Source organism: Actinomadura sp. 21ATH, from assembly GCF_041951345.1.
GTDB lineage: Bacteria > Actinomycetota > Actinomycetes > Streptosporangiales > Streptosporangiaceae > Spirillospora.
This window is the reverse complement of sequence record NZ_JBGNUR010000001.1, coordinates 531,877-546,028: the sequence shown is the minus strand read 5'-3', so window position 1 is coordinate 546,028 and position 14,152 is coordinate 531,877. Positions and strand designations below refer to the sequence as shown.

The 14,152-nt window shown below is 72.3% G+C and carries 14 protein-coding genes; 7 read left to right on the top strand and 7 right to left on the bottom strand.

Annotation, left to right across the window (positions count from 1 at the left end):
• Nucleotides 1-49: 49 nt before the first annotated feature.
• The 3 genes from ACA361_RS02775 to ilvA all read left to right on the top strand — a co-directional run bounded on the left by ACA361_RS02775 (nt 50) and on the right by ilvA (nt 3,516).
• Nucleotides 50-1,279, top strand: coding sequence for an FIST N-terminal domain-containing protein (locus ACA361_RS02775; protein WP_375010163.1), 1,230 nt, complete (start codon nt 50-52; stop codon nt 1,277-1,279).
• Nucleotides 1,276-2,235 carry an ROK family protein gene (locus tag ACA361_RS02770; protein ID WP_375010162.1) on the top strand — a complete coding sequence of 320 codons (960 nt, stop codon included), beginning with the start codon at nt 1,276-1,278 and terminating at the stop codon, nt 2,233-2,235. The genes ACA361_RS02775 and ACA361_RS02770 overlap by 4 nt, the downstream gene beginning before the upstream one ends.
• A gap of 63 nt (nt 2,236-2,298) precedes the next feature.
• Nucleotides 2,299-3,516, top strand: coding sequence for a threonine ammonia-lyase (gene ilvA / locus ACA361_RS02765; protein ID WP_375010161.1), 1,218 nt, complete (start codon nt 2,299-2,301; stop codon nt 3,514-3,516).
• A gap of 4 nt (nt 3,517-3,520) precedes the next feature.
• Here the strand turns inward: ilvA and ACA361_RS02760 are convergent, their stop codons facing one another.
• The 4 genes from ACA361_RS02760 to hppD all read right to left on the bottom strand — a co-directional run bounded on the left by ACA361_RS02760 (nt 3,521) and on the right by hppD (nt 9,396).
• Entirely contained in the window at nt 3,521-4,945 is a 1,425-nt protein-coding gene (locus ACA361_RS02760) for a M1 family metallopeptidase (RefSeq protein ID WP_375010160.1), read from the bottom strand.
• 123 nt (nt 4,946-5,068) lie between these two features.
• Nucleotides 5,069-6,535 carry a M1 family metallopeptidase gene (locus tag ACA361_RS02755; protein WP_375010159.1) on the bottom strand — a complete coding sequence of 489 codons (1,467 nt, stop codon included), beginning with the start codon at nt 6,533-6,535 and terminating at the stop codon, nt 5,069-5,071.
• 79 nt (nt 6,536-6,614) lie between these two features.
• Nucleotides 6,615-8,210, bottom strand: a complete 1,596-nt coding sequence (locus tag ACA361_RS02750; RefSeq protein WP_375010158.1) for a M1 family metallopeptidase — start codon at nt 8,208-8,210, stop codon at nt 6,615-6,617.
• A gap of 94 nt (nt 8,211-8,304) precedes the next feature.
• Nucleotides 8,305-9,396: a 4-hydroxyphenylpyruvate dioxygenase gene (gene hppD, locus ACA361_RS02745; RefSeq protein ID WP_375010157.1), complete on the bottom strand. Its 1,092-nt coding sequence runs from the start codon at nt 9,394-9,396 to the stop codon at nt 8,305-8,307.
• A 125-nt stretch (nt 9,397-9,521) separates the two neighbouring features.
• Here hppD and ACA361_RS02740 point away from each other — a divergent pair, with 125 nt between their 5' ends.
• Entirely contained in the window at nt 9,522-9,998 is a 477-nt protein-coding gene (locus tag ACA361_RS02740; RefSeq protein ID WP_375010156.1) for an Lrp/AsnC family transcriptional regulator, read from the top strand.
• Between the two features lie 189 nt (nt 9,999-10,187).
• Here the strand turns inward: ACA361_RS02740 and greA are convergent, their stop codons facing one another.
• Both greA and ACA361_RS02730 read right to left on the bottom strand, forming a co-directional pair.
• Nucleotides 10,188-10,688 (bottom strand): transcription elongation factor GreA, encoded by a 501-nt coding sequence (gene greA / locus ACA361_RS02735; RefSeq protein ID WP_375010155.1) that lies wholly within the window; start codon nt 10,686-10,688, stop codon nt 10,188-10,190.
• Between the two features lie 172 nt (nt 10,689-10,860).
• Nucleotides 10,861-11,340, bottom strand: a complete 480-nt coding sequence (locus ACA361_RS02730) for a DUF4307 domain-containing protein (RefSeq protein WP_375010154.1) — start codon at nt 11,338-11,340, stop codon at nt 10,861-10,863.
• Between the two features lie 162 nt (nt 11,341-11,502).
• On the opposite strand from ACA361_RS02730, the gene mca reads away from it, so the two are divergent.
• Both mca and ACA361_RS02720 read left to right on the top strand, forming a co-directional pair.
• Entirely contained in the window at nt 11,503-12,363 is an 861-nt protein-coding gene (gene mca / locus ACA361_RS02725; RefSeq protein WP_375010883.1) for a mycothiol conjugate amidase Mca, read from the top strand.
• Complete coding sequence (locus ACA361_RS02720) at nt 12,354-12,623, top strand: hypothetical protein (RefSeq protein ID WP_375010153.1); 270 nt, start codon at nt 12,354-12,356, stop codon at nt 12,621-12,623. Before mca ends, ACA361_RS02720 begins: the two co-directional genes overlap by 10 nt.
• A 19-nt stretch (nt 12,624-12,642) precedes the next feature.
• Here ACA361_RS02720 and ACA361_RS02715 read toward each other — a convergent pair whose 3' ends face one another.
• Nucleotides 12,643-13,119: a pyridoxamine 5'-phosphate oxidase family protein gene (locus tag ACA361_RS02715; protein WP_375010152.1), complete on the bottom strand. Its 477-nt coding sequence runs from the start codon at nt 13,117-13,119 to the stop codon at nt 12,643-12,645.
• An 81-nt stretch (nt 13,120-13,200) separates the two neighbouring features.
• On the opposite strand from ACA361_RS02715, the gene ACA361_RS02710 reads away from it, so the two are divergent.
• Complete coding sequence (locus ACA361_RS02710; RefSeq protein ID WP_375010151.1) at nt 13,201-14,136, top strand: ribonuclease Z; 936 nt, start codon at nt 13,201-13,203, stop codon at nt 14,134-14,136.
• The last annotated feature ends 16 nt before the right edge of the window (nt 14,137-14,152 follow it).

Sequence of the window (14,152 nt, the reverse complement as noted above, 5' to 3'; positions counted from 1 at the left end):
GGATAGGGCCGTGAACGATCCCGCGAACCGTACGAGGGAGGCGCCGCCGATGACGCGGTTCGGAGACGGACTGGCTCTGGGACCCGATCTGGGCGCCGCCGCCCGCACCGCGGTGGAGAAGGCCCTCGCGCCGCTGACCGCGCCGCCCGACCTTGTGTGCGTCTTCGTCTCCGCCGAGGACCCGGCCGCCGTCGAGGAGGCGGGGCGGGCGGCGATGGCGGCCGCCGGCGGCGCCGTGGTGCTGGGGTGCAGCGCCGACGGCGTGATCGGCGGCGGTCACGGGATCGAGGAGGCCAGCGCCGTCAGCGCCTGGGCGGCGGTGCTGCCGGGCGCCCGGGTGGAGGCGTTCCGGCTGGAGACGCTCAAGGCCGAGGACCGGCTGATCGTCGTCGGCATGCCGGAGGGGTGGCCGGACGACGTGGTGGGCGTGCTGCTGGCCGACCCGTACACGTTCCCGGTCGACGCGTTCGTGGAGCGGTCGGGCGAGGCGATGCCGGGGCTGCCGCTGGTCGGCGGGATGGCGGGCGGGCCCGGCCAGGGCTCGGTCCGGCTGTTCGCGGACGGCGAGATGTTCGAGGACGGCGCGGTCGGCGTCGTGCTGGGCGGCAGCGTCGCCGCGACCACCGTCGTCAGCCAGGGCGCCCGCCCGGTCGGCCCGGACATGGTGGTGACGCGGGCCGAGGACAACGTCCTGTACGAGCTGGCCGGCACCCCCGCGCTGGAGAAGCTGGAGCACATCGTGCTCGGGCTCACGGAGGAGGAGCAGGACCTGGCCGGCCAGGGGCTCCTGATCGGCGTGGCGATGGACGAGTACGCCGACGAGCACGAGCGCGGCGACTTCCTGGTGCGCGGCGTGGTGGACGCCGACGCCGACACCGGCGCGCTGGTGATCGGCGACGTGGTCGAGGTGGGCCGCACGGTCCGGTTCCAGGTGCGGGACGCCGGAGCGGCCGAGGCGGACCTGACCGCGCTGCTGGAGCGGTTCGACCTGGCGCCGGTCGAGGGGGCGCTGCTGTTCTCGTGCAACGGGCGCGGCCGGGCGATGTTCGACGACTCCGACCATGACGCGCGGGTGGTGAACGGCGCGTTCGGCCCGGCGGGCGTCGGCGGGTTCTTCGCGGCGGGCGAGATCGGCCCGGTCGCGGGCCGCAACCACGTGCACGGCTTCACCGCCGCCATCCTCGCCTTCGGCCCCGAAGAAGGCGAAGCGGACGAATCAGGCGAAGCAGGCGAGGCGGACGAGGCGGGCACCGGCGGCGCGGAGGACGGCGCCCCGTGACCGGCCCCGCCCCGGTGCTGGCGATCGACATCGGCGGCACCAAGCTCGCCGCGGGCACCGTCGGCCCGGACGGGGAGATCGTCGCGTACGACCGCGCCCCGACCCCCGCGGGCGACGACCCCGAGATCCTCTGGAACGCCCTCGAAGCACTCCTGGACCGCATCCCGGCCGAGGGCGCCGCCGGGGTGGGCGTCGGCTGCGGCGGCCCGATGACCTGGCCCGCCGCCGAGGTCTCGCCCATCAACATCCCGTCCTGGCGCGGCTTCCCGCTCCGCGAACGGCTGCGCGCGCGGTACCCCGGGATGCCCGTGCGCGTCCACAACGACGCCGTCTGCGTCGCCGTCGCCGAGCACTGGCGGGGCGCCGCCCGCGGCCGCGGCAACGTGCTCGGCATGGTCGTGTCGACCGGTGTCGGCGGCGGGCTGATCCTCGGCGGCCGGCTGATCGACGGCGCCGGCGGCAACGCCGGCCACATCGGCCATGTCGTCGTCGACCCGGAGGGGCCGCCGTGCGGCTGCGGCGGCCGCGGCTGCCTGGAGGCGATCGCGCGCGGCCCCGGGCTGGCGGCCTGGGCGCGCGGGCAGGGCTGGCGGCACGACCAGGCCGACCCCACGGGCGCCGACCTCGCCGCGGACGCGCGGGAGGGCCACCCGGTCGCGGCCGCCGCGATGCGCCGCGCCGGCCGCGCCCTCGGCATCGCGATCGCGTCCGCGACGCACCTGTGCGACCTGGAGGTCGTCGCGATCGGCGGCGGCGTGTCGCAGGCGGGCCCGCTGCTGTTCGTCCCCCTGGAGGAGGCGCTGCGGGCGCACGCGCGGATGGACTTCGCGCGGCGCGTCCGGGTCGTTCCGGCGGCGCTCGGCCAGACCGCCGGCCTCGTCGGCGCCGCCGCCCTGATCCACGAGGGCGGGCGGTACTGGAATCGGCGCACCCGGAACGGAGCGCCAGCGGAGTGAGGATGTGGCCGTGACGGGGTCTGGGGTCGTCCCCAGGAAGAAAGCAGTGAAAAGATCGGGGGCATGGCCAGCGTCAACGCCGACGACATCCGGGCCGCCCGCGAGCTGTTGCGCGAGGTGGCCGTCCCGACTCCGCTGATGCACTCCCGGGTGCTGTCGGAGGCGATCGGCGGCCCGGTGTACCTCAAGTGCGAGAACCTCCAGCGCACCGGCTCGTTCAAGATCCGCGGCGCGTACGTGCGGATCGCGCGGCTCAGTGACGCCGAACGGGCCCGCGGCGTCGTCGCCGCCAGCGCCGGCAACCACGCGCAGGGGGTCGCGCTGGCGGCGTCCATGCTCGGCTGCAAGGCCACCGTGTTCATGCCGGAGGGCGCGCCGCTGCCCAAGGTCGCGGCGACCCGCGCGTACGGCGCCGAGGTCGTGTTCCCCGGCCCGAACGTCGACGACTGCCTCGTCGCGGCGCAGGAGTACGCCGACACGGAGGGCGCCGTCCTGATCCACCCGTTCGACCACCCGGACGTCGTGGCGGGGCAGGGCACCTTGGGATCGGAGATCCTGGAGCAATGCCCTGAGGCTCGTACTATCGTCGTCCCGGTGGGCGGCGGCGGCCTCGCGGCCGGCATCGCGGTGGCGGTCGCGAGTGGTCCCCGCGCAGGCGGGGGTGTTCCGGTCGTTGGCGCGCAGGCCAAGAACGCGGCCGCGTTTCCGCCGTCGCTCGCCAGCGGGCGTCCCGTTCGAGTACGGCTGGCGCCGACGATGGCGGACGGCATCGCCGTCGGTCGGCCGGGAGACCTCACGTACGACCTCATCAGGGAGCATCTCCAGAGCGTCGTCACCGTCACCGAGGAGTCGATCTCGCAGGCGCTGCTGCTGCTCCTCGAACGCGGCAAGCAGGTGGTCGAGCCGGCCGGCGCGGCCGGCGTGGCGGCGCTGCTGGAGCACTCGTACGCGGTCCGCACGCCCGTCGTGGCGGTCCTGTCGGGCGGCAACATCGATCCGGTGCTGCTCGCGAAGGTCCTCCGGCACGGCCTCGCCGGCGCGGGCCGCTACCTGGTCGTGCGCTGCCGGCTCAACGACCGTCCCGGCGCGCTGGTCACGCTGCTCAGCGAGCTGGCCGGGCTGGGCGTCAACGTCCTGGACGTGATGCACGAGCGGGTCGCCGCCCGCCTGCACGTCGAGGAGGCCGAGGTGCTGATGCACCTGGAGACGCGAGGGGCCGAGCACAGCGAGGAAGTGCTCGGCCGCCTGCGTGACAAGGGCTACACCATCACGATGAGCTGAGCGCTCACAGCGAGGGCTTGCCGGAGGTGTAGACCCACTTCTGGAAGAGGTCGTCCAGCTGCTCGCCGGACAGCTTCTCCGCGAACCGGATGAAGTCCCGCGTCGACACGTTGCCGTCGCGGTTCACGGCCGGCCACTGCTTGATGAGCCGGGCGAAGTCCTTCTCGCCGATCTCCTTGCGGAGGACGTGCAGCGTCATCGCGCCGCGGTCGTACACGGTGCTGTGGAAGATGTTGTCCCGGCCCGGGTCGGCGGTCTTCGGCTTCCACAGGCCGGCGTCGGCCGGGGTGGCGTAGACCTCGTCGAAGCTCTCCTGGACGGACTTGCCGTCCTGCTTCTCGGCCAGCATCCACTCGGAGTACGTGGCGAAGCCCTCGTTCAGCCAGATGTCGGCCCAGCGCTCCGGCGTGACGCTGTCGCCGTACCACTGGTGGGCCAGCTCGTGCGCGATCAGGCCCGGGCTCGGGATGGAGCCCGGCCGGTGCGCGAGGTCGTACATCGGGCGGCCCTGGGTCTCCAGCGCGTACCCGACGCCCGCCTTGGCGACGATGCCGCCGGTGGAGCCGAACGGGTAGCGGCCGAAGTTGCCCTGGAGGAACGCCTGGATGTCCTCGGTCTGCTGGTGGAACTTCTGCGCGTTCGCGGCGGAGATGCCGAGGCCCTGGTCGGTCGCCGTGATGTTCGGGACGCCGTCCTTCGTCCTCCCGCTGATCACGTCGTACCTGCCGATCGCGAGCATGCTCAGCTCGCTGGCCATCGGCTGCTTCATCCGCCAGTGCGAGACGGTCCAGCCGCCCCGGGTGGCCTTGCCGGCGAAGTCGCCGTTCGCGAGCGTGGTCAGGTCCTTGGGCGCCGTCAGCGTGATGGTGTACGTGGCCTTGTCGGTCGGGTGGTCGTTCACCGGGTAGACGGTGGCCGCGCCGAACGGCTGGTTGAGCATGACCGCGCCGTCGGCGGTCGGGATCCAGCCGGAGGTGCCCAGCGCCGGGTCGTTGATGGTCTGCGGCACGCCGGAGTAGGCCACCGTGACGGTGAACGTGCCGTTGGCGCGCAGGCCCTTGGGCGGGGTGATCTCCAGCTCCTGGGCGCCGGTCCGCTTGTAGGCGGCCTTGGCGCCGTTCACGCGCAGCGCCGAGATCTTCAGCGGGCCCAGGAAGTCCAGGTTGAAGCGCGACAGGTTCTGCGTGGCGCGCGCCTTGATGCTGGTCACGGCCTGGACGCCCTTGGTGGCCGGGTCGTACTTCAGCCCGATGTCGTAGTGGGCGACGTCGTATCCGCCGTTGCCCATGTCGGGGAAGTACGGGTCACCCACCCCCGGGGCGCCCGGGGTGAAGCGGGTGGGGGCCGCCCCCGCGGGCAGCGCCGAAGCCAGGAGACCCGCGGTGGCGGTCAGCGCCACGGCGGCCATAGCCGGGAAAGTTCTGCTCATCGACCTCGTCCTTGGGGTGACATAACATTCGCCCCAAAGTTTCAGCCGCCGTACCGCCTTTTCAAGCGCGATTCGGTTGCGATTCCGCCAGTGCCGTGGCCGGTCGAGGCCGGTCAGGGCCGGTCAGGGCCGGTTCTGGACGGTTGGCGCCACCTTCTTCGGCCGGCCCGGCTTGCCGGACGTGAAGAGCCACTCCTTGAACAGCGGCCGCAGCCTCCGCCCCGACAGCCGCTCGGAATGCCGGACGAACTCCTCGGTCGTGGCGTGGCCGTGCGCGTTCTCCGTCGCCCAGGACTTGATGATCCTGAAGAACGCGGGGTCGCCCACCGCCGTGCGCAGCGCGTGCAGCGTCATCGCGCCGCGCGTGTAGATGGCGAAGTAGTCGAACATCCCCTTGCGTCCGGGCGCGCCCGTGTGCCGCTTCCAGAGCTTGGAGCTCCCCGGCTGCTTGTACGCCTTCTCGAACATCTCCTTGGCCGTCGCACCGCGGTGCTGCTCGGTGTAGAGCCATTCCGCGTACGTCGCGAAGCCCTCGCTCAGCCAGATGTCCTTCCAGCGCTCGGGCGTCACGCTGTCGCCGAACCACTGGTGCGCCAGCTCGTGGACGAGCAGCGCCGTGTCCGCCTGCCCCGGGTAGACCGGCCGCGTCTGCGTCTCCAGCGCGTACCCGACCGTCACGTCGTCGACGATCCCGCCCGTGGAGCCGAACGGGTACGGCCCGAACATCCGGGTCCCCCAGTCGGTGACCGTGCCGGTCCGCCGCTGCAGCCAGCGCCGGTTCTGCTTGAGTGAGGAGTCCACCGCGGTGATCGTCCGGACGCCCTTCGGGGACGCGCCGTCCAGCACGCGGAACTTCCCGATCGCCACCATCGCCAGGTAGCTCGCCATCGGATGCCGCGACCGCCACCGGTACGTGCGGGTGGCGCCGCGGTCGGCCGGACGCAGCTCCCCGGTCGGCTCCCCGTTCGCGACCACGGTGAGGTTCCTGGGCACGGTGATCGTGTACGCGTGCGTGGCCTTGTCGCTGGGGTGGTCGTTCACCGGGAACCAGGTGGCCGTGCCCTGCGGCTGGGACAGCGTGACCGCTCCGTCGCGGGTGCGGATCCAGCCGGTCTTGCCGAGATCGGTGTTCCGGCCGTTGGCCGGCGCCCCGTCGTAGGTGACGGCCACGGTGAACCGAGTGCCGCTCGGCAGCCCGGCGGCCGGGGTGACGACCAGCTCCTGGCCGCTGCGCCGCCACGACGCCTCCACCCCGTCCACGACGACCTTCCGGACCCGGTTGCCGACGAAGTCGAGGTCGAACCGGGAGAGGTTCTGCGTCGCGGTCGCGCTGATCCGGGTGGTGCCCGAGATCTTGCGGCCGCGCGGCTCGTACGCCAGCTTCACGTCGTAGTGGGTGACGTCGTAGCCGCCGTTGCCGGCCTGCGGGAAGTACGGGTCGCCCGCGCCCGCCGCGCCGGGCGCGAACCCGCCGGCGGGCACGGTCTTGCCGCCGGGCGGCGGCCACGGGGAGCCGCCGGCGGGCAGGGCGGCGGCGGTCACGGCTGCCGCGGCCAGCGCCGCGGCCGGGATCAGGTAAGGCCGGTTCACCCGGCACACCCTGGAGGTTCCGCGGCCGCGCGCCGCGGCGACCGGCCGGGGCTTTGCCGAACCCTGGCCGGTCCTTCACCTACATGCGGGGCCGGCCCCGCTCGTACAGCCACGCCTTGAAGAAGTCGTCCAGCTGCTGCCCCGACACCCGCTCGGACGTGTCGATGAACTGCTGCGTCGTCGCGCTGCCGTGCCGGTGCTCGCGCGCCCACGTCTTGAGGATCTCGAAGAACCTCGCGTCGCCGACCCTGGTGCGCAGCGCGTGCAGCGTCATCGCGCCCCGGTCGTACACGGTGCGGCCGAACATGTTGGCCCGCCCCGGGTTGCCGGGCGGCACGTCCCACAGCTCGCGGCTGCCGCCGTCGCGGTACGCCTCGTCGAACTGGTCCTTGACGGTCTGCTGCCCGGACTTCTCGTTCCAGATCCACTCGGAGTAGGTGGCGAAGCCCTCGTTCAGCCAGATGTCCTGCCAGCGGGTCACCCCGACGCTGTCGCCGAACCACTGGTGCGCCAGCTCGTGCGCCACGATCGACTCGTCCGCGCCGAACGCCCCGTACACCGGGCGGGTCTGGGTCTCCAGCGCGAAGTTGACCGCGGCGTTGTCGACGGTGCCGCCGGTGGAACCGAACGGGTACGGCCCGAAGAGCCCGACGAAGTGGTCGGTGATCTCGGCGTTCTTGGCGTGGAACGCGTCCAGCGACAGGCCGCCGACCGTCGGGTCCACCGCGGTGATGTTGGTGATGCCGCCGGGCGTCCTGCCGGTCTTCACCTGGAACCGGCCGACCGACACCGACGCCAGGTAGGTCGACATCGGCTCCCTGACCTTCCAGGTGGACGTCGTGCGGGCCGCCTTCGCGCCGTTCGCGGCGGGCACGATGGCCGGGCCGGTCGGGTCGGTCTCGGGGGCCGTGGTCGGCGGCACGCCGCCGTCCGGCGGGACGGTGCCGCCGGAGCCGCCGCCCGTCCCGGGGACCGCGCCGTCCGGCTCGCCGTTCGCGATCGCCGTCAGGCCCTGCGGGACCGTGATCTGGAAGTCGAACGTGGCCTTGTCGCTCGGGTGGTCGTTGCTGGGGAACCAGGTGTGCGCGCCGCTGGGCTGGCAGGCCACGAACACGCCGTCGGGGGTGCGGATCCAGCCGTACCGGCCGAGGACCGGGTCCTGGACGGGCCGCGGCGTGCCCCCGTACCGCACCGCCACCGTGAATCTGGCGCCCTTGGCCAGCGGCTTCGCCGGGTTGACGATCAGCTCGTCGTCCTCGCGGCGGTGCTGCGCCGGCCGCCCGTCCACCGTGACGTTCGCGACCTCGAGCCCGGTCAGGTCAAGGTTGAAGCCCGCCAGCCGCTCGGTCGCGGTCGCGGTGAGCGTGGCGGTGCCGTCCACCTCCCGGCCGCCGCCGGGCGTGATGGACAGCTTCAGCGAGTAGTGCTGGACGTCGTACCCGCCGTTGCCGTTGCCCGGCACGTACGGGTCGCCCAGGCTCGCCTTCCCGGGCGGGCCGCCCTGGGACGGGGGCTCCGCGGACGGGCCGGCGTCGCCGGGCAGGGTGACCTGGCAGGCCGTCAGCGTGCCCGCGACGGCGAGGGCGGACAGCCCGGCGGCGCCCCTGCGGGCGAGGCTCGGGCCGCCGCGGCGGGGGGCGCTGGGGAGACTGGGCGTACTTCCGGCCGTATGCACCCGCCCAGCCTGCCCGGCGGCGGGCAGGCTGGGCAACTCGGATGAACCCGCTCTGGGGCGGCCCCAGAAACCCAGGGCTCGCGCCCGAGGGCGGTCAGAGGTTGCCGCGGCGCTCCTGCTCGCGCTCGATCGCCTCGAACAGGGCCTTGAAGTTGCCCTTGCCGAAGCCCAGCGAGCCGTGCCGCTCGATCAGCTCGAAGAACACCGTCGGCCGGTCCTGGACGGGCTTGGTGAAGATCTGCAGCAGGTAGCCGTCCTCGTCGCGGTCCACCAGGATCCGGCGCTTCTGCAGCTCCTCGACCGGGACGCGCACCTTGCCGATCCGCTCGCGCAGCTCGGGGTCCTCGTAGTACGAGTCCGGCGTCTCCAGGAACTCCACGCCGGCGGCCCGCATCCGGTCGACCGAGGACAGGATGTCGTTGGTCGCGAGCGCGACGTGCTGCACGCCGGGGCCGCCGTAGAACTCCAGGTACTCGTCGATCTGGGACTTCTTGCGGCTCTCGGCGGGCTCGTTCAGCGGGAACTTGACCTTGCGGGTGCCGTCGGCGACGACCTTGGACATCAGCGCCGAGTACTCGGTGGCGATGTCGTCGCCGACGAACTCGGCCATGTCGGTGAAGCCCATGACCCGGTGGTAGAAGCCCGCCCACTCGTCCATCCGCTCGACGTTGCCGACGCAGTGGTCGACCGCCTGGAAGTAGCGCTTCTCCGGCGGCTCCACGATCGGGCCGGCCGCCACGTACCCGGGCAGGTACGGGCCGGCGTAGTTGGAGCGGTCGACGAAGGTGTGCCGGGTCTCGCCGTACGTGGCGATGGAGGCCACGACGACCTTGCCGTGGTCGTCCTCCAGGACCTGCGGCTCCGCGACGCCCGTGGCGCCCTTGGCCAGCGCGTGCCGGTACGCGGCCTCGGCGTCGGGAACCTCGATGGCCAGGTCGACGACCCCGTCCCCGTGCTCGGCGACGTGCCGCCCGAGGTCGGTGCCCGCCCGTACCGGGCCGCGGAACACGAACCGCGCCCCGCCCGACTCCAGGACGTGCGCGGCCTCGTCCGGGCTGCCGTTCTCGGGCCCGCGGTAGGCCACCCGCCGCATCCCGAACGCGGTGGAGTAGTAGTGCGCCGCCTGCTTGGCGTTGCCGACGGCGAAGACGATGGCGTCCATGCCCTTGACCGGGAATTCATCCATGCACGTAATCTCTGAAATCCACGACAAGGTGCGCAAGAGTCACTCAGATTGCTGGGCAATCTGTACAGTCCCTGCTAGGAAGCGACGGTCGCTCTGTACAGGATGACCACGGAAGGGAGCGGGCGATGATCGACGAGCTGGACGGGCGGGTGATCGCGCTGTTCGCCGCCGAGCCCCGGATCGGCGTGCTGGAGGCGTCCCGCCGGCTCGGCGTCGCCCGCGGCACCGTGCAGGCCCGGCTGGACCGGCTGGCCAGGCAGGGCGTCGTCCGCGGCTTCGGCCCGGAGATCGACCCCGCCGCGCTCGGCTACACGGTCACCGCGTTCGTCACCCTCCAGATCAGGCAGCCCGGCGGCCACGACCCGGTCGCCGAACGCCTCGCCGCCGTCCCGGAGGTGATCGAGGCGCACACGATCACCGGCGCCGGCGACATGCTCCTGCGCGTGGTGGCCCGCAGCAACCAGGACCTGCAACGCGTCATCGACATGATCGTCGACGTCCGCGGCGTGGAGCGCGCGTCCTCGGTGATCTCCCTGGCCACCCAGATCCCCCAGCGCACCCTCCCCTTGGTCACCGCGGCCGCCCGCGCGGAGCATCGCTGAACAAATGTGACCACCTCAGCCGGCCTGCTGAGGTGGTCACTGGGCTCTAGCGTTGCGATCGCGTCCGAAGGCGGATTCGAGCGCGAGCGAGGATCCGATCGCGCAGCGAGCCGTCAAGGCGAGACGGAGCGATGCGGCGATCGCCGCGAAGCCCGCCGAAGGAAGGCCGTCAAGGCCTGACGCCAAGGGCTACGCAGACCCATACGGTGTGGCGTCGAGGATCTCTACCGTCATGCTGCGGCCGTTGGGCAGGGAGTAGGTGGCCTTGTCGCCGACCTTCTTGCCGTTGATCGCCGCGCCGAGCGGGGAGTTGGGGGAGTAGACGTCGATCGGGGCGCCGCTCTCCTCGCGCGAGGCGAGCAGGAACGTCACCTCCTCGTCGTCGCCCTCGAAGGAGATCGTGACGGTCATGCCGGGGCCGACGACCCCCTCGGTGCGCGGGGCCTCACCGACGCGCGCGTTCTCCAGGATGCCCTGCAGCTGGAGGATGCGCCCCTCGATCTTGCCCTGCTCCTCCTTGGCCGCGTGGTAGCCGCCGTTCTCGCGCAGGTCGCCCTCCTCCCGCGCCGCCTCGATCTTCTGAGCGATCTCGATGCGGCCCGGGCCCGACAGGTGGTCCAGCTCAGCCTTGAGCCGGTCGTACGCCTCCTGGGTGAGCCAGGTGACGTTGTCAGCGCGGGTCTCGGTCACGGGTACTCCTCATCCACATGTTGCGATCTCGCAGGTCCCGGCGGGACATGCGACACATCGACATGAAGCGCGGCCTGGTGAAACCTCTAGCCTATCCGGTGTGTGCGGGTAAAGGTTCCCTGAACGCGGCGCACGCAACCCGCCAAAAGCGGTCGGGCTTCCACCTGGCGATTCACACCTTGTGGCAGTCCTTGACGCGGGCTCCGGTGGCCCGCCGGGTCGTCTGGAGGGTGTCGGTACGGGAGAGGTTCTCGGTCCCGGCCGGAACGGTCACGGTGGACGTGGCGACGATCGCGAAATCGGTGTCGAACGCGTCCACCGTGCAGCGGACCACATCGGCCTCGGCCTTGGCGACCGCGTACCGGACCTGCACCGACGAGTCGTTCAGCACCTTGTAGGTGATCGTCTGGGCGGCGATGCCGGGGGTGTTGTTGGCATGCCCCATGATGATCGCCCAGCCGCCCGCGGCGACCGCGACCAGCAGCCCGATCAGGAGGTAGCCCAGCTTCCCGGCCTCGCGGGCCGGGCCGTCCCCCCCGGAACCGCCGGTGCCGCCGTCCTCCGCACCACCGCCACCGCCGGTGCCGCCGCCGGAGACGTTCCGGGGCCAGTCGGCCTGCGCTGCCGTACCTGGTGTGACGCTCGTGGACATGGCGGGAATCTCCGTGCGGGACGCGGACGTTGTCAGGGACAATTCTCTTCCGTCGGGAGGCGTGCTCCGCACCGGGGTCCCCCCTACACGGTACGTACTGGTTGCTGAGAGGGAGTTCCCCAGGTGTCCGAGCCCACCGATCACCCGAGCCCGCTGCGCCTGATGGCCGTGCACGCCCACCCGGACGACGAGTCGAGCAAGGGCGCGGCCACCATGGCGCGCTACGTGTCCGAGGGCGTCGAGGTCCTCGTGGTCACCTGCACCGGCGGCGAGCGCGGCAGCATCCTCAACCCGGCGATGGACCGCCCGGAGGTCAAGGCCGACATCGGCAAGGTCCGCGAGGCCGAGATGGCGCGGGCCCGCGAGATCCTCGGCGTCGAGCAGCGCTGGCTGGGCTTCGTCGACTCCGGCTTCCCCGAGGGGGACCCGCTCCCGCCGCTGCCCGAGGGCTGTTTCGCGCTCCAGCCGCTGGAGGTCGCCTCCGAGCCGCTCGTCCGCGCCGTCCGCGAGTTCCGCCCGCACGTGATGCTGACGTACGACGAGAAGGGCGGCTACCCGCACCCCGACCACGTCAAGACGCACGAGGTGTCGGTGGAGGCGTTCGAGGCGGCCGGCGACCCGGACCGCTACCCGGGCACCGGCGAGCCCTGGCAGCCGCTGAAGCTCTACTACCACATGACCTTCACCAAGGACCGCATGCTGGCGCTGCACACGGCCATGGAGAAGACCGGCGCCGAGTCCCCGTACAAGGACTGGATCAAGCGGTTCGACGACGAGGGCGCGCAGCAGCCGTGGGCGGTCACCACCCGCGTGCCGTGCGGCGAGTACTTCGAGACCCGCGACCGGGCGCTGCTGGCGCACGCCACCCAGATCGACCCCAACGGGTTCTGGTTCGTGTGCCCGCTGGACGTCCAGCGCGAGGCATGGCCGACCGAGGACTACCATTTGGCCAGGTCCCTGGTCGACACGGAGCTGCCGGAGGACGACCTGTTCGCCGGCGTCCGGGAGAAGGTGTGTTCGTAGTGCTCGCCCTCGATATTCCGCTCAACGACGACACGGTCACCCCGGGCTTCCTGGGGTTCGGGGTCTTCATCGCGCTGGCCGTCGCGACGTACTTCCTCATCCGCTCGATGAACAAGCAGATGAGGAAGATCCAGGCGCCGCGCGAGGCCGACATCAAGCAGGAGGCGTGGGAGCGCGAGCAGGCCGCCAAGGCGGGGAAGGCCGGAGCCGGCGAGAAGGCCGAGGCCAAGGCCGCGCCTTCCGACCCCAAGGACGGCTGACCCGGAGGACGGCCGGCCGTCACGCCTTGCGGTGGTCCCAGCTGACGACCCGGTCGGGCTCCATCACGATGATGACCCGCTTGGCGAGCGAGCGTTCCAGCCCCTCCTTGAAGGCGGGGTCCAGGGGGGCGCCCATCTCGGGCACCGGCAGCCCGGCCAGGCGGGCCCCGACCACCGCGCCGACCTGGAGGCGCACCTCCGGGTCGTCGACGATGCGGCCCTTGCCGTAGAGGGACACTCCGCGTAGCTCGCTGTACTCCGTGCCGTCCTCGACCAGGCACGTCATCGTGGGGTCGCGGCGCAGGTTCACGACCTTCTGCGAGGTCCGGTACGTGGAGAACGCGATCTTCCCGTCCAGCAGCGCGTAGAACATCGTGACCAGATGCGGCGCGCCGTCCTTGCCGAGGGTCGCGACCTGGACCTTGGAGGACTCCGCGAGGTAGGCGGCGACCTCCGCGTCCGTCATCCTGATCTGCTCACGCCTGCTGCCTGCCACGGGGCCTCCTCGGGGGCGGTACGCCGAACGCCGCCAGCATAATCAGGCGCTTATTCCGGAGTTCACCGGCACCATGGTGGGATGTCGGTCCGCGAACTGCTCGTGCTCGGCTCGTCGAGCGCCGTCCCCACCAAGACCCGCAACCACAACGGGTACCTGCTGCGCTGGGACGGCCTGGGCCTGCTGTTCGACCCCGGCGAGGGCACCCAGCGGCAGATGGCCTTCGCCGGCGTCGCCGCCGCCGACGTCCACTGGCTGTGCGTCACCCACTTCCACGGCGACCACTGCCTCGGCGTGCCCGGCATGGTGCAGCGCATCGCCCGTGACGGCGTCGAGCACGAGGTCACGGCCGTGTTCCCGGCGTCCGGGACGGAGTACTGGCGGCGGCTGCGGCACGCGACCGCGTTCCACGACACCGACGTGATCACCGAGCGGCCGGTGTCCGGCGCGGCGGCGCGGGTGGACGGCGGGACCGCCCCGTTCACCCTGACCGCCCGCCGGCTCGCCCACCCCGTCGAGGCGTACGGCTACCGGCTGGAGGAGCCCGACGGCGTCACGATGGTCCCCGCCGAGCTGGCCGCCCGCGGCGTCCGCGGCCCGCTCGTCCGGAGGCTCCAGGAGGAGGGCGAGGTCACCGCGCCGGACGGGCGGACGGTCACGCTCGGCGAGTGCAGCGTCCGGCGGCCCGGCCAGAAGGTCGCGTTCGTCATGGACACCGGCGTGTGCGACGCCGCGTACGAGCTGGCCCGGGACGCCGACATGCTGATCATCGAGTCGACCTACCTCGACGAGGACGCCGGCCTGGCGCACGACCGCGGGCACCTCACGGCCGGGGAGGCGGGCGGGATCGCGGCGGCCGCCGGCGTGCGGCTGCTCGTCCTCACCCACTTCTCCGAGCGCTACCGGGCCGAGGACGAGCCGGCCTTCCTCAAGCAGGCGGCGGTCCCGTTCAAGGGCGAGATCGTCCTGGCCCGCGACCTCGACCGGATCGGGCTGCCCCGCCGCCGCGCGGTATAGCCGCCGCGCCTTGGGC